The following is a 21,205-nucleotide window of genomic DNA, read 5'->3' on the forward strand; positions in this document are numbered from 1 at the left end:
AGTTCCGGTTAGCGGCCGCGCACCGTGGTCATCAGACGCAAGTGGGTCATATAGCCCCGCACGCCCACCGGATGGAATTTGCGAAGGAATCGCATCGTTTCCTCATCGACGTCGGACTGATCGCGCACGCCGTTCCAGACCAGGAAATCAAAATGATCCATTACCTTATCGAATTTCATCAGGAGCGATAGCACGCGCATGGAGAAGCGCGAGTAAGCCTCAACACCGATTTCCAGCGAAGGCTTTGTGACGCTCGGCGCGAACACAATGTCACCCTGCTCGCGCAAGCGCGTTTCCGTCTTTTCGCGAAAGCCCTGCGCCACGCTCAACTGCTCGTCGACATAAGCTTCGAGTTCGCCGACCTGCTTTTCGAAGAAAGCCGTCACCGTGCCCTGATCTTCGGCACCAAATGTCGAGCGGCCGAATCGCTGGAGATTGATGCTCATGCGGTTCAGGTACGGCCACCATTGTTCGAACAGCGGTTTCAGGCGCGTGTGGTTCAGGCGAACGGCGGCCTGCACGACAGCCGCGCCCGACAGTTGACGGTTCATCAGCTCGCGACCGATTTCGCGACGACGCTGCACGATCGCGGCGCGCTCGGCCGGCGACAGTTCACGGAACATCTTGCGTGTACGTGCCACCTGTTCACGCTTTTCGGTGGCTTCAGCCTCGCTGATCATCCCTTCCTTCTGAAGGGTGTTCGCGGCATCTTCCATCTGCTGCAGTTCGAGCTCGATCTCGCCGCCGTCGGCACCGTCCGTGGTCGCCGGCGCTGCCACTGGCGACGCCGTGCCCGCGTCAATGCCGGTCTGGGGATGGGCGGCCGCAGGATTGCTGGCTGTTTCGAGGTTCGTCTCTTCCGTGATCGTGGTCATAGTGGTTCCCTGTGGAAAGCGCGCGCGAACGCGCGCGGTACGACCTTATTGTTACGACGCCAGACAGTGAAATGCGCCCGAAACATGGTCGATTTCACTCTGCTTTCGCGACGGACAGGGATCTGATGCGGTCGATAGCCGCACGACGCGGATCTGGCGCGCACACAAAGTTGTGCGACGCGCCCGCCGTGAGCGTGACGTGATCTGAAGATGGCAAGGAAGGGATCCGGAACGCCGGAATGTCGGCGGGAGACGCGTGATCCGGTTCACGGTGCTAACCCGGAAAGCTACATGGTTTGCTGGAGCTTTCCGGGAAAAGTGTTACTGGAATGAGGACGACGCCTTCCAGAGCAGAGCGCCGAGAATGGCGGCGACGCCTATCCAGTATTGCGCGAGAACAGGGATGGGCGCCGCTAGCACGGCGAATGCCACACCAAATACGAGCAGGATGCCGTGGCCGGCCAGGTGAAACGAGAGCGGGCTGGCGAAACCGGCCGCGGACGCCTTGATCTTGCGCCGGACCGAGCCGTCAACGAACGCTGCGACACAGAAAACGAACGTGCCGAACAGCCATAGCTTCATCACGCTCGCACGATAGATGATGCGATAGACCTCAAGCCAGAAATTATGGACCCAGCCGTGTGCGAATTCAGAGATGCCTGCCTCACTGATTTCGCCCGATCCTGACGCATCGAGAGTCGCGTGGATGATGCCAGAGTCGACAAACCAGCGCCGAAAGCGCGCATTGGTCAGCACCACGACCTCGTCAGCACGCTCGGCTCCAACGACGGCCTGCACCGAGTCCGCCTCTTCAGGCGGAACGGAAAATAGCGCCCTGTCCGGAATCGCAGGCATGACAAAGAGCGCCAGCAGCGGCACCAGAAAAAACCACCACTTGACGTGAGTGGCGAAGCGACTACCGGCCATAGGCGTGCGCTCCCCACTGGACCAGCACCGGCAGCAGCCGCGAAACCATATACAACGGGAAAAGGATCAGACCGAACATGCCGAGGTAAAAGTGCATGGGCCGACGCGAAACAAAGAGCGCCATCCCGTAAGCCCTCGCCCCGGCGCCACGCGTGAACTCGGCAGGACGCGATTCATCCATCACGTCCTGCGCACGTGCCGTCAATAGCGCGCGCTGCGCCAGATCCAGATCAACCCTCGACAGCTTCGCTATCAGGATAGGTGTGAGCGACATCGTAGTCCTCGAAGTAGAGCCGGAAGTTTTCGCCTGTCAGTGCACGCGCGGCAAGCTGGAAGGCAACTGAGCGCTGCGTGACGATTTCGGGGCAGCGCTCCTCCACCATTTCGGTCGTTAGACCGGTGTGGCGCGCCTCGAACTCGGTCACGGGTTCGAGCATGGTCGGCCACACGTGGTAGCGCTCGCCATCGCGTGCGATGTAGCGTTGCGCATAAAGCCGGTGAGCATGAGTGAACAGCCCCTGCATGAACGCTATGTGTGGATTGCCTATCTTGCGCGTGCGCTTGAACTCGGCAATTGCAGTGTCGAGCATCTCCTTGACGAGCGGTTCGGCCTCGCCCATGAACTTTTCCCCGATGAAGTCAGCCACGCGCGCGCAGGCAAGCTCGAGCTCCGGTGCCAGCGTGAAAACGGGAATCAGGCGGGACGACAGCTTGTGTTCGCGAATAATTTTTTTGAATACGGCAGACATGCGTAGGTTTTCAGCCTTGAAGGATTGGAATGCGGCCCTGGTACACGGCGGCGCCCGAAATGCGCATGAAATACTGCAGGTTGGGCAAACTGTGAATCAGGCGGGTTGGAATCAGCGGCGCTTTCTCCAGTTGAAGCGAACGCGAAACACCACCGGTAAATTCACCGATATGCGCTTCGGTTCCCGTACTCGTACTGCCAGTGATCGTAATGTTGCGGATGGCAGTCTCCCCGACCTTGTCCGAGAACCATTGCGCTGTATCGGTGTCTTCGAGTCTAAGGATGATCTGGTTGTTCAGATTGCCCAAAACCTGCAGCATTTTCGCGGCATTTCCAAACTTCGCCTCCAGGTCGGCTCGCGTCTGGAACGCGACGAACGCCTTGAAGCCTGCACCACGCCCCTTGTTGAGGATCTGGATCACCTGCTCGTTGATCGCTTCAGCCACCTCGTCGATGATCAGCACGACGTCGGGCGGTGTTTCGTAGAAGTTGTAGATCGAACCACACACCGCTGACACGTCGGCCAGCAGCATCGACGCGATGGCTTTGGCCACAATGCTGTTGGAGAGCGAATCGAGGCCGATATGCAGGATCGCCTTCTGGCGGATAACCTTCTCGATGGTCCATACCTCGCGCTCGTCATCGAAGTCATCGACCTTCGGCGCGAGCATGAGACCTGTTTCGCCCGTTGCCAGCATCTGAAGCAACGGCAACGCGGACGCAATGATCCGCATGTAGTGCTCGCGGTCATGCGTGTGGGTTGCAATCAGACCGTCGATCGCTTCGTGGCCCAGCTCCTGCGCTGCAAATCGCGCGCTGTATAGCCCGATCATGCCGTCGACGAGCGTCGCGCCGTTATTGCGCGCGCCCTGACGAGTCGTTTCAGTTGCGACCTGCTGCTCCCAGTCGGTCAGCCCCTTCTCCATGAAAAAGCGCCGCAGCGCCTTTTCGAGCAATGGGGCGATACCGCCCTGCGCGTACTTCAGGATCGAGCGCAGATTTGGCTTGTCGCCGATGTACAGTTCGCCATTGACCGAGCGGCTGATAAACAGATAGGCAAAATCGCGGAACGGCCCCTCTTCCATCAACTGGGCGATCCGTGCCGGGATTTCGGACGGCTGCGACCAGCTGTCGAGCGGCTCAAGCCGCACAGACTCCGACGGTTTCGCCTGATTGAAATACAGGAACTTTCGGCCAGTGCGCGCCGCTTCCTTTTCCGCACGCAGCTTCCAGTCCTTGTCGTTCTTCGGATCGACATTGATCAGTACGTCGCCGAGGTGAATGACCTGCGTGGAAATGACTTCATACGTGCGCGTCTTGCCCGAGCCCGTAGTACCGCCCACCGCCGTGTGGCCGCCCATCGACTTGTAGTGGAAAGGCACCAGCGCTTTTTTTGGCTCCAGGCCATGAATCCATGATGCGCCCTGTGGCATGCGGTCCCGAATGCTGTCCTTGGGCGCGAACAGCCCTTCGATCGCGTCCTCGATCTTGCGGCCTGTCCTGGTCTTGTTCAACCATTTCGGCAATCCCGGGATATCCGTCGTTGGCATGCGCAGGATGTCGTGAGCGATCTGACAGTGCTTCTGCGTCCATTCGAAGCCGATGCCGAGGTACATCGAGTTCGCTTCTTCGCGCATGCGCTTCTGGATTTGCAGCAGCTTGGGAATTGGCAGGGTCGTCAGCCACTTGGTGGAAATGGCCATACGGAATTTGAGCGCGCGCCAGATCTGGATCGACCGCACCAGAAGGAAGGTCAATCCGACGAGTGCAAAAACCCAGGCGTAGGGCATGCCCGACAGCGGCAGCATGACGATCGCGGCGAGCCAGAAGACCGCAGCCCGAATCTCATACACAGGGCGGAAATGATTGATATACGGAGTCATCATGCCGGTTGATCGAGAATGAGTTGGCCAGCACGCGGCGTGAGCGTGATCTGGTTCGCTTCGTCAGCAACCATCAGGCTGCGCTTGCGCATGTGCTCAACGAGGGTGCTGCTGCTGACCCCGTAGCCGCCGACGAGTCGCTTCGGCAGGACAAGGCCCTTGTCAGTCCACTGGACTGTCGCCTTTCCTGCGGCGACATCCTCACGCAATGCCTGGAACAGCTCGCGCACGAGATTTGGCACACCCTTGAGCACCTCATCAAAGGTCGCCGGCGGCGCCAGGTCGCGACGATCCGCCGCCGCTTGCGAGGGCGTTTTCATTGCGGATGGGTCGACGGCGGGTTGCGGCGGTGACGTGGCCGCGGGTGTTATGGTGTTCGGGATTCCCAGCGCCTCGTGGAGCGTTTGCGGGGACGCCTTCGAGGCTCCGCCTTCCTGTTCAGGGATCGGTTGGGGCGGAGTTCCGCCCGGAGCGGCCGGGACGCCCGCCGGGCCTACTGGCAAGGCTACCGGGTTTCCGACCGGCTGCGGTGCCGGCGTACTAGCTGGCGGTGCGCCCGCCAATCCCGATTGTCCTGCAGGACCAGCCGGGGCGGCGGGCGCCTGTGCGGGCTGTACCGGGGCTGGCGCAGCCGCAACCACCGGTTGCAGCTCGGCAGCCACGTGAACTGCCGACGGAACGTCGAACTGCACCGGCGCGAACACCGCACGCTGCGCCTTGCGATCGAATTCGTCCGCGGTGCTCACCCCCTGCCGTACAACTTTGTGAAGGAGCGATTCGGCTCCGAGGGGCTGCATGCTCGGATTGATCGCGCCAAACAGGTCCGATTGCACCTCGCCATCGAGTTCCGAAAGAAGCCCCGAGCCCACGAGGATCTGCGCCAGCATGCCGGTGCGCATCCGCTCGACCGCGAGCGGTTGCGCCCTGCGCGAGACACGATATTCGGAACCGGCAAGCCACGGCCCCACCGCGCCATGCACGGAGGGATTCCAGGCCTGCTGATCCTTGTCCCGTTGAATGACAAAATGCCGATATGGCTCATCGAGCCGGGAGCAGACCGCCGCAAGGAAGACCGCATAGTTGTATTGTGGCTCGACGCGCCGGCGTTGCTCCGATGGCAGATTGGTGCCAAATTTCTGCCCGCCCGCGAGCCGCATCGAATAGAAGGCGGTTTCCACCGTGCAACGGAAGGCACCACCTGGCTCCCGATACAGCTCGGGACTGAGCGGCAACGACGAAAACCAGGCGCTGCATGACTGAAGCACACTTAACCACTTTCGCGCGAACTCGGCTTTGCTTACCTCGTTGGCGCACTGTGCAATGAGATCGACGCGTCGCTGATGCTGCGTCATCAGCGCGTCGCTGGTCGTGGATGCGTGTAGCGTCATACCACTCCCGCCGTCGCGGTCTTCGCGATCTTCCCGATGACCGCGCCACTGGCGTTTGCGCCACCGCCAAACATGCCTGCGATCTTCGGAATCTCGAAGGAGACGAGGAATACGAAGAACGCGAGATCGAACACCTGGGCGGCGGCACCTGACGTACTCAGGCCCAGTGCAGCCGCATCGTGCACCGCGTCCACCATGCTATGCGTAACCAGACGCATCAGGATCGCAGCGACCACGATATACATGCCCGCACTTACCATGTAGTCCAGCCACGTTTTGAAATAGCCGCGCGTGAACGACGAAAAGCCCAAAGCGAACGCGATCTGACCCATCACAACGCCGGCCGCAAACTGCAACTGCCCGATGTTGATGAAGAACACGAATATGATGGAAGTAATCGACAGGAGCGCCCAGGCGAGAAACAGCGGGATCGTCGCGATCACGATGTCGGGAATCATGGTGAGGTGAAAGCCAATGCCGGACCATGCCTGTACCGCGGAATCGAAGACCTGCCCGGCTGCGTTGCTCATGATGCTGAGCGAGCTCGTCATGTTGGCGCCGCCAATGTCGTTGGCCAGCGAGACGAACCACTTGTAGAAGCCCGGTGCCCAGCTCGCGAACCCGACATATATCGACGCGAAAATTCCAAGAATCCCGAGTTCTTCGAACAGCGCTACCCATGCCATAACCGGGTCTTTCGTCGCTGCAAACCTCACGGCCGCGAGGACGATGGTAATGACCGCAAGCCCACTGGCGAACTTGTCGGATTCGCTCTGAATGCTCTGGGAGGCAGCGACGGCGGTATCCATGACCGATGAAAACAACGCCGTGATCTTGTCGATTGCCCGGATGTTACCGGCGGCAGTTTCACCCGCGCTCACGTAGGGGTTGGCCGTCGTTCCGCTGGCGGCATTCGCCGGGGCAGTGTCGGCGAACGCCGGCAACGCGATGATTGGAACCAGCACCGCGACGAGAACGACGGTCAGACTTCTCAGCTTATGAAGCATCATGGTTGACTCAGCATTCCATCAATTGCCATAGGCCGCGCGTTCGGCCGCCTGTTGGTCAAGGAATGCTTTCGCGTTCGCCGACCGGGTTTTGTCTTCCTCGTTATCCACCGACTGCTGCTGCGCATCTTTTTGCACCTTGCCCGCTGTCATCTGCAGCAGATCGCTCATCTGGCTCGACACGATGTCAAGATAATGCGTTGTCAGTTCCGCCGTCGCCTGCGCGGTCGGGGTGAGCGACATCTGCGATTGCAGATCCTGACGGCGTTGCGCAAGCGTCTGGATGTGTGTCAGCACGTTATTGCCTGTCTGCATCAACTGCGTGGCCTGGCTGTCACGCTGGGTGTAGAGCGTTCCCATATCGGCGAACCATTGCGCATTCGATTTCCCCGAACGCGAGATCATGGTCTGAACGTGAGACAGCCACTGGTTGCCGTTCTGGAGATCCCCATACAGGCTGGTCGCGTTATCGGCGAGTTGCTTGTACTTCGAGATGTCGCCTGTAATCTGGTCGTACTGTGCCTTCATCGCGGCCGGGTCAAGATTGACGGCCTGAAGCAGCTGGTTGGCCATCATCTGGTATTGGTAGGCGATGTTGCTGTCCTGATAGACCTCGGTCTTGACCGACTTCAGTGCCGTGATCGTGTTCTGGATCAGGTTGGACGGGTCGATGACTGCCAGTTGGGCCTGCGCGGCTTGAGACGCGAAGAGTGTCATGCCCACTGTCAGGCTAAGACGTGCCAGAATCTTTTTCATGTTGGATTTTCCCGTTGGGGGTCAGTCGAGTGTCATCATTTCGGCGAGATACCCTTCGCGCCAGTTGGCAGAGCCTGAGCCGAAGTGCTTGTCGAGCACCGCCTGCGCGCGACCGTCGGAGCGCAGCACCGCGAGCGTTTCCTTCGGGAAGCTCGCCTGAAGCATGCGTGTCTGGGACGGCGTTACCCACAGGTAGTCGCGGTTTGGTGCGGCCTGCGCGATCATGTCGATCTGGTCGAGCGTGAGGCCGAACTTGTCGCGGTACAGATGCAGGTTGTTCTTCGCATCCGGGTTGGGCAGATAGATGATGTTCGGGATGTTTTCCTTCAGCACTTCGAAGTCCGCGATTCGCGCGACCTGCGCGAGCGATTGTGTTGCCATCATCAAGGTAGCGTTCAGCTTCCGGATGGTCACTGCCCAGATTTCCAGGCGCCTGTAGAAGCGCTCATTCTGGAAAAAGAATCCCGCCTCCTCGACTTCGATCACCGTGTAGCGCTTGCCGTCAAGCCACTGCGCGATCCGGTAGAAGGCGTAATCCATGAAGAGAGCGGCGGCCACCGGGAAGTTGTTGAACAGGTCGCCCATCTCGATGGAGATGTCGTCGGACAGCGTGAAGGCGTCGTCGACGTGATCGAAGAACCGACCGTTTTTCTCGCCCTTGGTCCAGACAGCGAGGCGCTCCCGTAGCTCGGCCGGAAGAATCGTGTTCAGGAACGAGAGCGTCCAGAACTCCGGACCATAACCTTCGCCGAGCGTGACGACGGCCTCGAAAATCTCCCGCTCGTTTGCCTTGCTGCAACGGAACGAATCATCTTCGATCGCCATCTGCACCCATTCGGCGACATAGGGGAAATGCTTTTTGTCGCCCAGGAGGGAAAGCGGATTAACCGACGTTGCCGCCTCGAAGCGTCCGGTCGCATCGATGAAGCGACCACCGGCCAGTACGGTCGGAATGCGTGTCGAGCGGTCCTTGTCAAAGCGCACGCGCCGCGCGCCGTGACGGCCCGTCTGTGACATGAGGAAGTTGAGCATGATCGACTTGCCCATGCCGATCGGCCCGAGCACGAGCAGGTGCGAAGCGCCGCCGGGCCGATGCAGGTTCACACGCTGCAGCGTCTTGTGGCGCGTCGGGAGCATGGTCAGCGGGCCGGTCTTCTGGCCGGACTGTTGCGTCAGCCAGTCGTTGACGGTACTGCCCTCAGCTACGCTGCGCACGGGCGCGATATCCGACACCGCAGGCGTTTCAACGAATTGCAGCCGCTTCTGCTTGTCCCAGCGACCTGGGAGCGTGGTGTTCCATGCAGCCGCAAGATTGTCGCGCTCGAGAACGACCCCGAAGCCGGCATTGCCGATCTTGCCAACCACTTCGCTCATCGCGTCGTCGCACTCTTCCGCAGTATTGCCGTAGACAATGACCGATACGTTGGCGAATCCGTACTGCTGTCCCTCTGCCGTGATTTTCGCGAGCGCTTCTTCCGCTTCGTCCGCAAGCATCATGCGGCCCTTCTCGTTTTTCTGCTCTTCCTTGGCGAAAAACCCTTTGATGATCGCCCACGGATTGAACGCGGCGATCTTGTAGAAGCTGCGAATCTTGTCGATATACTGTTTTGCCTTGCTGGTGTCCAGAAAGCGGAACATCACGCAGATATCGAGTTCTGCGTCCACTTCCGACAGCACGTCGAGCGCCGCTTCCTGGAAACCCATCCATTCCTTGACGGCCACAATCTTGGCGTATCGCACGCCGTGCGCCGACTCGAACATCAGGTGTTCGGCACCGTAGACCACTGTGCTTTCCGTCAGATGCGTATCGAGCATCGTAACCGGGTAGCGTACGCGACGTGGCGGCACGGACGGGTTGGCCGTCTGATGCAGGTACGCGAGTGCGATCTGCAATTCCAGCCGCTTCGCCTTCAGGCGCGTGATGCCACCCCTGAACGCATCGAGAATCGACTCGAAACGCTTGATGTCGGACGTCATGCGCTGCAAGTCGAAAACAAACGCGCTGCGGGCGAAGAACGTGTCTTTCGCCGTCTCGACCAGCGCCGACACCATCGACTTGCCGCCCACCGTCATGTGATAGCCGACCTTGTCGAACACCTTGTTGATGCCCGTTTCTGGCGTGTAAGCAAGCGAGAGCGAATGCGTGTTACGGAAGAACTTCCCGCTGCTGACGTGGTTGCGGTTGATCTTGTCCACGTACGCGTCGATGTCCGCGGTGAACTCGCCGTCGATCGCGCCACGCACCCGTCGATGCGAGAGCCGCCACCACGCCGTGATGCGGTGATCGAAGTTCTTGCACGCGTTGTCCAGATTCGTGCGCATCGACGAAATGTCGTCGGCGTTCGGCGAGTCGGCATCGACCCCCTCGAATGTGAAGCAGGTCAGTAACGAACCGTCCTTGTCGAGGACGAGTTCGGGCGTGACCATGGTTGCCCACGGTGCAATTTCCTGCACCGGCCGGCGCACAATTCTTTTCAGCATGGAAGATCCTGATCGAAACCGTAGGGCCGCTTGAATCGCGGGGAAAACTTCGCGGACGGCAGCGGCTCGTGCAGGTCGGGATAGTGGTTGTAGACGAGCATCACGTCGCGCCACCACGGATCGCGGCTGCTTTTCCAGCGCAGCACCCAGTGGATGACGATACCTACGGCGAGAAACGCCAGCGTCGTGCTCGAGTAGCAGAGCAGCAACGTAAGCGTTCCGTTTGCGATGGCCAGCCCGCGATCCGCGCCACCCATCTGGCGCGGAAGCGACAAGCCCCGGCTGACTTTGGTCTGGTTACGCACAGGTGTACGAGATACCAAGGTGATTCTTCACGATGTTCACGGCGCACGCAGCGAGACCGAGGCCGACCAGCACCGACGAGATCAGCTTGCCGATCGTGCTTTCCGAACTGGCGATCGCGACCGCGCCAACGATGATCAGCACGATGCCGATGCCGTACAGCCATGGTCCGCTGATGTAGGCCTGGATCAGACAGATGACGTCGCTTGCTGCGCCCAGATCGCTCAGGCTCACAGCCGATGCGAACGGCGTGAAAAATGCAAGGCTGGCGGCGACGATGGTCGATTGGATCTCGCGACGGCTCAGAAAGCGTTGATACGCTGCGACCGACAGGGCTCGCAGACGCGACTTCGCCGACTTGAGGGACTTCTTCATGGAACAGCTCCTGTAAATTAAAAAACGCGGTTGAGGACATAGTCCCCATCCTTGAACTCCTTGATCTCGACGATCTCGGAAACGTGCCGCAACTCGCCGGTGCGGCGCAGATGGATGACGTAGTGGAAGCAGTCGGCGATGGCCTTGCGCATATCGGCAAGGTCCCACCGGCTGCCAGGAGGTATGCCCAGCATGGCGAGGCTTTCAAGACGGCTCAGACCGCCACGCGCGTTGTTGGAGTGAATCGAGCCCAGCCCCCCGTCGTGGCCAGTACTCAGTGCCTGGATGAAGTCGAACGCCTCGCCGCTACGCACTTCGCCGACGATGATCCGGTCAGGCCGGAAGCGCAGACAAAGCGCGACGAGCGCCTGTGTTGTGACGCCCTTGTCCGGGTTCGAGAGGAAGCGCACGAGATTGGGCACGCGTAGCTTCAGCTCCATCGTGTCTTCGATCGTGATAACGCGCTGATCCGGTGGCATCCGCGCGGCGAGCGCGTTCAGGAATGTCGTCTTACCCGTCGATGTTCCGCCTGCCACAAGCACATTCTTGCGGCGAACGATCAACTCGCTGACTGCATCCATCAGCGCTTCGTTTTCGATGCCTGGGTAAAACAGCTTCTCGTCGTTGTGCTCATGCCGTGCGTTCACTCGCGAGAAAGCACCCATGGCGACGTAATCGGGCAGACTCAGCTGCTTGTCGCTGTGCTTGCGGATCGACAGTGCGTGGCCGTCGATCGCGGTGGGGCGCATGACGGCCGCGATACGCAGCCCCTTGTGGCCGGCGTTGATAATCCCTTGTGCGGTGCCCGCCTTCGCCGACTTCTCGACCGAAGAGGCGAGCGAAAGAATCGCGCCGTTCAGCGTCGCCTGGTTTAGCGTCAGATCGAGGCGATGCATTTGGCCGCGCCGCTCGACCCAGATGTTGTCGAAATTGTTCACCATGATTTCGGCGACATCGTTGGCTTCAAAGAATTCACGCAACGGAGCGACAGACGCAAAGAACATCTGCACCGCGCTCTCTTCGAGCGGGCGCACCTTGAGCAGGGGATTTTCGGTAGCTTCAGACATGCTGCTATTTTTAAGTCTGCGCCGTCCTGTAGCAGACCGAAAGAACGATCAAATCGAGGAGCTTTCGCCGGTATCTGATAGGCGGGACTGTCTGAATATGTAAAGCAACTTTGCTACGCCCCATCGGGTCGCGTGATCCGGATCAGGCTGCTAACGCGGAAAGCTACAGAAAAAACGCTAGCTTTCCGGGTTCCGGCACCCTAACTGCCGTGGTGTAGGATTCTGCCGCGACGCTTTACACGATGCATACACACCGATGACCAGACCGATTCCGTTCGCCCGCAGCGCCAATGCGGCGCGCGCACGTCAAAAGAAGACCCTGCTGTTGCCCATGCCACGGCCTGAAGCCGAACGACTTGCCCTGCAGGTGCACATCGCACTCGACGCAATGCGCCTCGCGATGGGCAACGTGAATGCCGCCCAGACGCTCTGTCAGGCAATGATACTGACGGGTCTGCTTGCCGAGGCCGGATACGGCGAAGCGACATTTGAGCAGATGCGTGATGCCGAGACAGCGATCACGGACGCGTTTGACCGCGGCCGGGACCACGGCGTGTGGTCACTGGACGAAGACGGGTTCGAGCAGTTTGCGACCATTGTCTCGACCCACGACTACCAGTTGCGTCGCGCTCCGCTCGCTGCCGTCGCTGACGCGAGTGACCGGCTCGACCGCTTTCGCGCGGGAGAACCGTTCGGCGAGGCAGCGAGCAAGCGCGCATAGCCGTCGAACTTATGCCCCTTTGGCAACGACGATGAGGTGCCCGTCGGGCATGCCGCTATATTTCACCAACGCGCATTGACGATAAACCTGCGGTTTCCTGAAGGGAAAATTACCGGTGGCCAGGATGTCGTCCGGACTGTCTCTCGCCGGCGCGACCCGTCGGTGCAGCGAGAATCGCGAGCTTTCTGACTGAAAACCAATAAAAATCATGGTGGTCTACGTGATGGCCTTGCAACAAGCTGCGGTTCACGTCGCCATGCCACAGGCTCGGAAATTGATGCTTCTTTCGCAACGATGCGCGATACAGAAGCGCATTCCGGTAAGTTTTTTTCAAAACCCGCAATAGGCCCGTGATCCGGATCATGGCCCTTCGCGGCCTTCCATACTGAATTCCGCGAGACATCGCAATATAAGCCGTTGATATTACTGACCAATCTGGAGCCATGAGAGAAAGAACGGGTCGGTCGGGGCCGTGAAACCGTGAAATCCATTTTTCGAAAAAAAACCCCGGCGGTCGGCCGGGGTTCTGGTTAGGAAAGTGGACAGCATCGTCCGCTAGCAGATGACTTCGACCATCTCGCCGAATGGTGCCTTCCTCGCCCGCCTCAGCGGCGTCGTCGACGCCCACAGCACCGGATAATCTGGCGCCTCCTCGGGAAACGGTCCGTCCATGTCGGTGAGATAAACCAGGAATGCGGGACGGATACCCTCTTTCGCGAGCCGCTCGAACGGCTCCACAAACGAGGTGCCACCACCGCCGCGCACCGGCAGCAAATCGAACTCGACCGCGTCGCCGCGCTCGAAGATCTGCACCTGCGTCACGCGTGTGTTGCAGTCCATGACGATTAGCCGTCGCGGTTGCACACCGGCATTCACTGCGATGATTTCCGCAGCAAATTGCGCCTGCGTGTCATCCCAAACGGATCCGCTTGAGTCGCGAACGAATACGGCATCGCCAACGGCTGGCTCGTTCAACGAGGGCAGATACAGGCCCATGTGCAGGTAGCGACGATTCGGCATCGCAAAGCTGTAGTCAGTCGGCGACGATTCCTGCGCGAAACGATGCAGGATCGGCCGCCAGTCGACAACAGGCTCTACGGCGTCCGTGGCCATCGCTTCCAGAGCACCGGGCAGCGCGCCGCGCATTTTTGCGGCTTTCGCAGCCTGCAGCACGGCAACCTTCCAGTCCGCTTCCTTCAGGGGCTTGTCGTCGCCGGTGTACTGGCGGACCTCGCCACAGGAGGGAACGGTGTCAGGCGTTGCGCCGGGTTCGGGATTGGCGGACGGAGTGTTCGCGCCGTTCGCGTTTGAGGACTGCGGCTGACTACCATCGCCGGGCGTACCGTCAGGCTGCTGCTTCGGCGATTGCGCCGGCTGCTGCCCAGACTGTGCATCCGGTTTGCCACCGTCCTGCCTGCCCTTACCCTGCTGCTTCTCCTTCTGCCGCTTCTCCTGCGCGAGGATGCCGTAGATCTCTTCGGCCGACTTGCCCTTGAAGCGCGCGTCAACCAGCACGCCCTTGGGTAGCAGCATGCCGGCATCGATCACGATAGGATTGATCGCGTAATCACACGCGTCGTTCCAGAGCTTCGGATCGCGATCGCCCTGGCGCCAGCAGTGGCCATTGGCCACGTGCAGAATTTCATGCGCCAGCACGCCACGCGTCTGCAGATCGTTCAGGCCGCCGAGGTACGCCGGGTTGTAGCCCAGCGATTTCCCGTCCGTCCAGAACGTCTTGCACGACGGATCCTCGACCACCTTCAGCCGAAGCGCGAGCACACCGAAAAACGGCTGATCGAGTACGAGTGCCGTGCGCTGTTTCGAGATTCGCGGGTCCATGGCCACCTCAGGCTACGAGGCGCAACAGAGGCGTCGGCTCCGGCTGGACGATCGACCCGGCCGGCGCAAGTCCCGCCTCACGATCAACCATCGGCTCCGGCATCGTGCCCATGAATGCCGCCATCAGCCCCTCGATTTCCGAGGCCTTGGCAGCGACCTGTGAGCGCAGCAGATTCGACTCCTTCAGATCCGCACCCGTGTGCACAGCCAGATGACGCCTGGCCTGCTCAAGGATGTGATTAAGCTTCGGATCGTTCGAGAAGTTGAGCTTCGGCAACAGATCGCACAGTTCGCGTACGTTGTTCGTCACGTCCAGACGAACATTGGTAGCACCGTAGAGCCGATCAGCAAGCTTCGACACCGCTTCGAACAGACGGCCAACCAGATCATTGTTCGCCGTCGAAATCGAGGAGAGCACGTGCTGATCGATCTCCGTGCGCAGATCGGTCAGCACATCGGGCGGCAGATCGACGCCGAACTGGCTGGCGTCCGGGAACGGCAGCACCGCAAGCCTGACAGCGAATTTGCCGGACATCGCGGCGAGTGTCGGATAGTCCGCCTCGTTGTACAGGTCCTTCTGCTCTTCGCGTGCCTTTTCCTTCAGGTCCAGATAATCCGTCAGGAAAACCGAGACGGCCAGCTCGAACTCGTCTTTCATTCTGCGCAACTGGTCGGCGACGTCCATGTAGATCATTGTCGGCAACAGACGCACGCCGAGTTGCTCGTACTGCAGTGTGTGAGCGTAATAGTAGGTACGGATGCGATTGCCGATCGAGATAACCTCGTGATAACTCGGCGCATGCTCCGGCAACAGACGCTTGTTGAAGCGTCCGATTCCCTTGGTCTGATGCTTCGCCTCGACGGCTTCGGTTGCCTTCAGGTCAAAGCGACGACCCTGCCAGGCAGATACGGTGACCGACGACAGCATGACCTTGGACTTCAGTTCGGTGATGTTCATGGAAAGCTCCAGGAAAGATAGGGAATGGATTCAGCAGAAAGTAAAAAGCCACGGGCCGCGCGTGGCGGGCCGTGGCAGCAGAAAAAACAGCGAAAAAAGGAAGAGCAGGCTTACTGGCCGCGGATGATCTGACCGAGCGGGCCAGCCTGCGCGCGAATGAATGCGTGGGTGTTCTGCAACTCCGGCTTGCGCCGAATTGCGTCACGGCCAAGCAACGCCGCGTACTCACGGTGGCCTGCATCGAACAGTCTGTCGTGATACGTCACGACACGATCGAAGTTGGCTTCGGTGGAATGGGCGGCCAGCGCTGTGCTGATTGCACAGAGCGCAGCCGGCGTTTCAGGGATCGGAGCCGTGTCAGGCGAGAGCAGGATAGCGTCGGGCGACGGCAGCTGACGAAAGATGCCCAGGAAGGCCATCAGTTCGCTGGCAGCCCCCTCACCAACCGATCCGGCATACGAGATCAGCTCAAGCTCTTTCGGCACCACACCCATCGTTTTCGCGACGAACCCCCACGTGCGGGGGCTTGCCGAGTTTTCGATGTCGCGCGACTTTTTCTGCACATACAGCAGATCCGGCCGGAAACGCAGGAATGAAATCAGTTCCGTGGGCACGTTATGGCTAACAGCCCACGCGGTCCATGCGACGATCGTCGGCTCCAGCTCCACCACTGTCGCAAAACGCGAAATGACGGGATCGAGAATCCCCGTCACGCCGGCGTTGTCGCCGCGCCGGTTGGTGGCCGCGACGAACGTGACGCAGTCGGGCAGCACGTGCTCGCCAATACGACGCGCAAGCAGCAGTTGCATCTTTGCCGCCTGCACGGCCGGCGAGGCCTGCCCCAGATCGTCGAGGAACCAGAGCAGCGGCGTCTTCGCATTCAGCGCCCGTTCGAGGTCACCAAATGGAAGAAACTGGGCGATATCCCCTTTCGGAAACGGCAGACCTTTGGAGTCTGTCGGGTCTTCAACAACGGGATGACTGATGAGCAGATCGTGGCCAGTCGCTTTCGCAGCCTGGTCGACGATATCGCTCTTGCCCACGCCCGCCGGGCCGGTGATCAGCACCGGAAGACGTTGAGGGATAAAGGCACAAAGCAGCGCAAGGAGTTGCTCGGGATTGACTTTCATGGGGTACCTGAAAAGGAAAAGCCCCACGAGACAACGCCCCAGGGGACGTGGTCCCGATGGGGCGAGTTGAGTTGCCGCTTATGCGGCCGTTCGATGCGTCGATTGACGCGGTAAAAAGCAGTTGTGCGTTACACGTGCGCGCCGGTCAATGCGGCCAGTTGTGCTTGCGTCAGCGTATCGCGCGAAATGGTTGCTTCGCGCGTGAAGATCATCTCGCCGTACAGGTTGGCCAGACAGCGAGCTTCGGCACACAGCACCAATACGTCCGTTTCAAACATGGACGGATTGCGGTTGCGCCATACGTTGATAGCGTCTTCGATCTGGGCGATCGAGACATGCACACCTTGAGAATTGGACTGTTGAATCATGGGGTCCTCATTGCGTGGCACCCCGGTGTCGCCCGTAAAAGGAGGACGTCCCCCAGGGCAGACTTGTTGCCGGAAGCCGGCGGTTCGATGCGTCAGAGACGCGGTTGATATTGCTAGTCTATGCCGGCGCTCCATCGCAGCATGTCAGAATCATGCGCAAAACTACCCAGCTTAGAATCGGGCGTGTCAAGTTGCGGGCGAAAAAAAACCGGCGCAAAAGCGCCGGTCCGAGGTTAAAAAAACTGCCCTGTCAGAGCAGCGAAGTTTGTGCGCGACGTGCACTGTCGATTCGCGAAAGCATGGCTAACTCGCGCTCGCGGAATCTTCGCGATTTCTCGGCGCCCACACCGTTATGCTTTTCAAGCACGTAGGAGAAGCACACCGGGTTGGCCGGCCCGCGCCATCCCTTCCATTCGCTCATGGTCCGCTCACGTACTTCGACCGGGCACGCAAAGTATTCGCGTCGCAGGCTACGCCACTGGCCAGCGATAAGATCACGCATGCGCTGCTCGCTGCGGTCATACATGCGCTCCCGGCGTGCCTTCTCCTCGTCGACCGACAACGCTTGTGGCGCTGCGATCTGATCGGCAAACAGCGGATACGCCTGAGCGATTTTCTCCGTGGCGCGTTCCTGCCGGTGCAGATGCAATGCTTCCATGCGCGAAGTCCAGCGATAGCTCTCGTGGCGGGGATAACGGTCGAATCGCATAACTATCTCCCTCAGGCTGCAAGCCGTTCGAGCATCGCGCGTGCGTAGTCCAGCGTGCCATCCTTCGCACGGAGCGTTCGCGCTTGCCCAAGTTCCACATTCACGAGCGCATATTGCCTGCTCGCTCCTTTACGCCAGTCGCGAATCTCGCGAAAGCCTTCCTCGATCGCTGTTTCAACGTGCGCCGCGCCATCAATGACGATGCCATCGGGCCGTTGATACTGCGCACGTTGAGCGACTTCCTTCGCATGCTTCGCGTCCTCTGCTTTACGCGCAGCCGCCCTGCGTTCAGCGTCAGCCGCTTCCCACGCTACCTGCGCAGCTTCGTCCATACCACACAGGTTGAAGATCGCACGGCGACGGCTTTTGGCGTTCAAGCCACGCAGCTTGATGCCGTAGTGTTCCTCCACGACGCGTTTGCTGCTGCGGTTACGCGTGTCTGGACTATCGAGCACATCGAGCAACTGCGACAGGTCGCGTCGCTCGAACGCTAGCGCCATCCTGTTTGCCCATTCGAAGGTCTCACGACCGTGCGAAAGCAGCGCCATCTCGCGCTCCAGCTTGTACCTACGCGCTGTTGTGCGCCCTTGCGTGCGTTCCATGTCTGCCCGATCCAGCGATTTGTCACGACGCGAGTCGGCCAGAATCTGGCGCAGGCGTTCGGCAAATGCGTTCACGGGTGTGCCCAGCGATACTGGCTCGCTGAACATCGGCGGCAATGCGTCAGCGGGTACGATGCCCGCCTCGAAGAGTGCATCGTCCACGTCGACGTAGCCGCACGCGGCCGGCACATCACTGACAGCAGCTACGATCGCGTCGACGTTATCCGCCGTGATCGGCTGTTTCGCATGTCGCATGACGGAGGCAACCCAGCGGTGTTTTTCCGCAGGGAGCCGTCCACGCAGTTCAACGACGTTGAGCAACGGCTCTGCCCATTCAAGATCGTAACGAAAAGCGCGCTCCATCTTGCGATAGTCATCGAGAACAGCATCGGGCACAGTCTCATTCCGCAACAACGCGTAAGCGACATGCACCTCATGCCTGCCGTTGACGCCACCTCCAGGTGCGGACGGGCCGCCGGCACCGAAACCGAAGCATTCGACGGCTGCGCTATTGAACAACGAGGAAAGGTTAAAGAATTGGCGGGCATCGCGGGCCGCAGCCCTTTCTGCGTCGATCTGACCGCTGGACAGGAAGCGCTCCGGTGCGCGCGGAAGCTCGAACAGGCCGAACAGTTCGTCCCAATGCCCTGGGCGGACTTGCCAGGGCTTGGGGTCCAGACCGTATTCGGACAGCCACTGCACACGAACCTCGCGGAACAGCAACGCGACGACCTCGGCGGCGGTACCAGGATGGCGAAGCGCGAGCTTCCCGTTGTAGCGCGTCACGCTTGCGATGCAGGCATCGCCTTCCAGCGAAATCTGGGCCGTTTCGGTCGTCTCAACGCGTTCGTTGCCAAACAGCGCGAGCACTCCCGCGAGGGTTGCCAAGATGAAGGTTTCGCCAGGGATAGTCAGTTTGTACATGGGAGTTGATTCCACAAGAAAAGTGGGGCCAACACCCCATCTGGGGACGTTGGCCCCATAGGGTTTGAGAGAAAAAACCGGGTCAGTCGAGGTCGAGCATGCGCGACACGATGGCCGCAGCAGACCACGCTCGCGAGCGCGACAGGCTCTTGATGCGCATCAGGCCGCGGCATTTCCAGAACCGGCTATCGCCGTCGACGACCAGCTCGACTAAATCAACGCGGACAATCCAGCCTTCGGAGTTGCCGCGGTCAACCGACAGGCTTACGCGGTTCGTCGAACTGTCTTCCGGCCATGGGGAATGTCCCTGCAGCCCATACAAATCGACGTTCGCATCGTTGACGATATTTGCCTGCGACACCCATTCAGGTTCATTTTCGGTTTGACGCAGCGCGCGTTCTACATGCGTCACGACTTCGTCGACCGATTTGCCAGCCGGATCGAAAGGAGCCGCGGCAAGCGCAACGGGCAAATCAAGGGTTTCAGACATGGAGGGCCCAGAAAAGCAAAAGGCCACACCCGAAGGTGCAGCCTTTGATAAATGACGGACTGGGAAATCCCAGCCCGGATTGAAAATGGCGCCTAGCGCAAGACGCGCGGAAAACGTCGTTCCCGCTTGACCTTGCGCGCGTTGTGCTCCATCAGCGAGCCGATGCCGCACATGGCAACTGCGACGCCGAGCACCAGAAAACTGATATCCATGGCTATTCTCCCTTGATAGAAATCATGCCTTGAATGAACGTTAGCACAAAACCTGCAACCAGACTGGCTTCGAGCTTGGCGTCGTTGAGAGACCAGACCTGCGTCGAATGCCACACACCGACTGCGCCCAGGAACGCGGCCGCGGCAAGCGTATGACAGAAGCGTCCGAACTGCTGACGTTGATCCTTCGTAGGATTGAGGAACGGTTGGAGCAGAAGGCCGATAAGACAGTCCTCCCGTTCGCCGAGGATGGGCGCACCGACCGAAAAGCTACCGTCGGTCCTGCTATCCAGTTGCACGGTCGCGCCATCGATAGTGCCCGACACCGCCGGCGGCGCTTCGCTGACGCTGAACTCCCGAATGACAGCCTGCAGACGCTCAGACGGAAAGACCTGATCGGCCTCGCGCAGATAACTGGCGCGATCGCTGATCGTCATACCGGACGGATATTCAACGAGGATATCGACGATTTCCATTGAACCTCCTACCGGCGTTCGCCGTCGAGGCCTGCGGCAAGCCGCAAGCCCGTGAGCAACGCGTCATAGCCCTCGCGGGACGACAGCTGCTCAAGTGCCACCGCGTTGTCAGCGCCGCCCGACATGTCGGAGCGGCCGCGGCGGGTGCGGAACGAAACGGCGACCTTCTGCCTCGCGGGTGTATCAGCGACCTCCAGCATGACGGCCGGGGTGCGTAGGGTAATGCGGCAGCCACGGCCGCGACGCGACGGCTCGGCGACGATCTCGTGCTCACCGGAGCGAAGCCGCAGATCGCGGGCGACACGACGCAGGATCTGCGTCGCCAGATGAGTAATGGTTGCGTCCGATGCCGCGCCCGCACTGCGACGATCGGCATAGAACACCTTTGGAACCTTGACCATTGAAGCCTCTGAAAATAAAAAAGCGAGGTGCCCTTTTGGGACACCTCGCGATGAAGGAGTGGGCCGGCAAAGCCGGCATCGGAAGATGAGGTCAGTGCGTGACGCGCAGACCCGAATTGGTGGAGACAAGAAGAACGTGTTCACCGGGTGCGAACTGCTGGTCATCAGGTTGGGCGATGACCACGTTGCCGCCCGAACTCTTGCGCACGATGATCTCGAGCCCGGAGCGATGCGACAAAGCCTGCGATACTTTCTGGGTAACAAAACCGGATGCAGCGCCCGACAATGCGCCGGCGATGTAACGGCCAGTGCCGTTACCGATCGTGCGGCTGCCAAGGAATGCACCGACGCCCGCGCTGATCAGCGAAGTCAGACCGGAGTTATCCGAACTGGCTTCAATCGTGATCGCGCGAGTGCGGATAACGGTGCCCTCTTCGACCGTTCCCGCGCGCTGTACGTCATAGCGCTGGTACGTGTTCGGCGAACCGAAATCGACACCAGCACAAGCCGACAGCATGGAAGCGAGAACGAGACTGACGATGATCTTGAACATTTGATTGCCTCA

24 protein-coding genes are annotated in these 21,205 nt (G+C 60.0%); 1 reads left to right on the top strand and 23 read right to left on the bottom strand.

Annotated elements, in window-relative coordinates; all coding sequences use genetic code 11:
* Positions 1-8: 8 nt before the first annotated feature.
* The 12 genes from AC57B1_RS15890 to AC57B1_RS15945 form a co-directional block, all read right to left on the bottom strand.
* Positions 9-875 (bottom strand): ATPase, encoded by an 867-nt coding sequence (locus AC57B1_RS15890; protein ID WP_183802391.1) that lies wholly within the window; start codon positions 873-875, stop codon positions 9-11.
* Positions 876-1,196: 321 nt separating this feature from the next.
* Positions 1,197-1,802, bottom strand: a complete 606-nt coding sequence (locus tag AC57B1_RS15895; protein ID WP_183802394.1) for an IncC plasmid conjugative DNA transfer DtrJ family protein — start codon at positions 1,800-1,802, stop codon at positions 1,197-1,199.
* Positions 1,792-2,076 (bottom strand): hypothetical protein, encoded by a 285-nt coding sequence (locus AC57B1_RS15900; protein WP_183802397.1) that lies wholly within the window; start codon positions 2,074-2,076, stop codon positions 1,792-1,794. Before AC57B1_RS15900 ends, AC57B1_RS15895 begins: the two co-directional genes overlap by 11 nt.
* Positions 2,033-2,551, bottom strand: a complete 519-nt coding sequence (locus AC57B1_RS15905) for a hypothetical protein (RefSeq protein ID WP_183802400.1) — start codon at positions 2,549-2,551, stop codon at positions 2,033-2,035. The genes AC57B1_RS15900 and AC57B1_RS15905 overlap by 44 nt, the downstream gene beginning before the upstream one ends.
* Positions 2,552-2,561: 10 nt before the next feature.
* Positions 2,562-4,433, bottom strand: coding sequence for a conjugative transfer system coupling protein TraD (traD, locus tag AC57B1_RS15910; RefSeq protein ID WP_496418024.1), 1,872 nt, complete (start codon positions 4,431-4,433; stop codon positions 2,562-2,564).
* Positions 4,433-5,821, bottom strand: a complete 1,389-nt coding sequence (locus tag AC57B1_RS15915; RefSeq protein WP_183802403.1) for a TraI domain-containing protein — start codon at positions 5,819-5,821, stop codon at positions 4,433-4,435. The genes traD and AC57B1_RS15915 overlap by 1 nt, the downstream gene beginning before the upstream one ends.
* The gene (locus AC57B1_RS15920; RefSeq protein WP_496417967.1) at positions 5,818-6,765 is read right to left on the bottom strand and encodes a type IV secretion system protein; all 948 of its coding nucleotides are present in this window, start codon (positions 6,763-6,765) and stop codon (positions 5,818-5,820) included. Before AC57B1_RS15920 ends, AC57B1_RS15915 begins: the two co-directional genes overlap by 4 nt.
* An 84-nt stretch (positions 6,766-6,849) precedes the next feature.
* Positions 6,850-7,584, bottom strand: coding sequence for a TrbJ/VirB5 family protein (locus tag AC57B1_RS15925; RefSeq protein WP_183802406.1), 735 nt, complete (start codon positions 7,582-7,584; stop codon positions 6,850-6,852).
* Positions 7,585-7,605: 21 nt separating this feature from the next.
* Complete coding sequence (locus AC57B1_RS15930) at positions 7,606-10,065, bottom strand: VirB4 family type IV secretion system protein (protein WP_183802409.1); 2,460 nt, start codon at positions 10,063-10,065, stop codon at positions 7,606-7,608.
* Positions 10,059-10,370: a VirB3 family type IV secretion system protein gene (locus AC57B1_RS15935; protein WP_183802417.1), complete on the bottom strand. Its 312-nt coding sequence runs from the start codon at positions 10,368-10,370 to the stop codon at positions 10,059-10,061. The genes AC57B1_RS15930 and AC57B1_RS15935 overlap by 7 nt, the downstream gene beginning before the upstream one ends.
* A complete protein-coding gene (locus AC57B1_RS15940) occupies positions 10,363-10,743 on the bottom strand; it encodes a TrbC/VirB2 family protein (protein ID WP_183802420.1) in 381 nt (126 codons plus the stop codon). Before AC57B1_RS15940 ends, AC57B1_RS15935 begins: the two co-directional genes overlap by 8 nt.
* Positions 10,744-10,760: 17 nt before the next feature.
* Positions 10,761-11,810, bottom strand: a complete 1,050-nt coding sequence (locus AC57B1_RS15945) for a TadA family conjugal transfer-associated ATPase (RefSeq protein ID WP_496417968.1) — start codon at positions 11,808-11,810, stop codon at positions 10,761-10,763.
* 256 nt (positions 11,811-12,066) lie between these two features.
* On the opposite strand from AC57B1_RS15945, the gene AC57B1_RS15950 reads away from it, so the two are divergent.
* Positions 12,067-12,531 (top strand): hypothetical protein, encoded by a 465-nt coding sequence (locus AC57B1_RS15950; RefSeq protein WP_496417969.1) that lies wholly within the window; start codon positions 12,067-12,069, stop codon positions 12,529-12,531.
* Between the two features lie 9 nt (positions 12,532-12,540).
* On the opposite strand, the gene AC57B1_RS15955 is transcribed toward AC57B1_RS15950, so the two are convergent.
* The 11 genes from AC57B1_RS15955 to AC57B1_RS16005 all read right to left on the bottom strand — a co-directional run bounded on the left by AC57B1_RS15955 (position 12,541) and on the right by AC57B1_RS16005 (position 21,193).
* Positions 12,541-12,741, bottom strand: a complete 201-nt coding sequence (locus tag AC57B1_RS15955; protein WP_496417970.1) for a hypothetical protein — start codon at positions 12,739-12,741, stop codon at positions 12,541-12,543.
* Between the two features lie 345 nt (positions 12,742-13,086).
* Positions 13,087-14,370 carry a vWA domain-containing protein gene (locus AC57B1_RS15960; protein WP_496417971.1) on the bottom strand — a complete coding sequence of 428 codons (1,284 nt, stop codon included), beginning with the start codon at positions 14,368-14,370 and terminating at the stop codon, positions 13,087-13,089.
* A gap of 7 nt (positions 14,371-14,377) precedes the next feature.
* The gene (locus AC57B1_RS15965) at positions 14,378-15,328 is read right to left on the bottom strand and encodes a hypothetical protein (RefSeq protein WP_496417972.1); all 951 of its coding nucleotides are present in this window, start codon (positions 15,326-15,328) and stop codon (positions 14,378-14,380) included.
* A 110-nt stretch (positions 15,329-15,438) separates the two neighbouring features.
* Positions 15,439-16,458, bottom strand: coding sequence for a P-loop NTPase family protein (locus AC57B1_RS15970; protein ID WP_496417973.1), 1,020 nt, complete (start codon positions 16,456-16,458; stop codon positions 15,439-15,441).
* A gap of 128 nt (positions 16,459-16,586) precedes the next feature.
* Positions 16,587-16,826, bottom strand: a complete 240-nt coding sequence (locus AC57B1_RS15975; RefSeq protein WP_183802437.1) for a DUF3717 domain-containing protein — start codon at positions 16,824-16,826, stop codon at positions 16,587-16,589.
* Between the two features lie 250 nt (positions 16,827-17,076).
* Positions 17,077-17,535 (bottom strand): hypothetical protein, encoded by a 459-nt coding sequence (locus AC57B1_RS15980; RefSeq protein ID WP_496417974.1) that lies wholly within the window; start codon positions 17,533-17,535, stop codon positions 17,077-17,079.
* 11 nt (positions 17,536-17,546) lie between these two features.
* Positions 17,547-18,860, bottom strand: coding sequence for a hypothetical protein (locus tag AC57B1_RS15985; RefSeq protein WP_496417975.1), 1,314 nt, complete (start codon positions 18,858-18,860; stop codon positions 17,547-17,549).
* 283 nt (positions 18,861-19,143) lie between these two features.
* Positions 19,144-19,533, bottom strand: a complete 390-nt coding sequence (locus AC57B1_RS15990) for a hypothetical protein (protein WP_496417976.1) — start codon at positions 19,531-19,533, stop codon at positions 19,144-19,146.
* A gap of 232 nt (positions 19,534-19,765) precedes the next feature.
* Positions 19,766-20,239, bottom strand: a complete 474-nt coding sequence (locus AC57B1_RS15995) for a hypothetical protein (protein ID WP_496417977.1) — start codon at positions 20,237-20,239, stop codon at positions 19,766-19,768.
* An 8-nt stretch (positions 20,240-20,247) separates the two neighbouring features.
* The gene (locus AC57B1_RS16000; RefSeq protein ID WP_496417978.1) at positions 20,248-20,640 is read right to left on the bottom strand and encodes a hypothetical protein; all 393 of its coding nucleotides are present in this window, start codon (positions 20,638-20,640) and stop codon (positions 20,248-20,250) included.
* A gap of 91 nt (positions 20,641-20,731) precedes the next feature.
* Complete coding sequence (locus AC57B1_RS16005; protein ID WP_496417979.1) at positions 20,732-21,193, bottom strand: outer membrane lipoprotein; 462 nt, start codon at positions 21,191-21,193, stop codon at positions 20,732-20,734.
* Positions 21,194-21,205: the final 12 nt, after the last annotated feature.

The sequence above is a fragment of the Paraburkholderia sp. BGA-UO-ETr-F21 genome, from assembly GCF_059567925.1.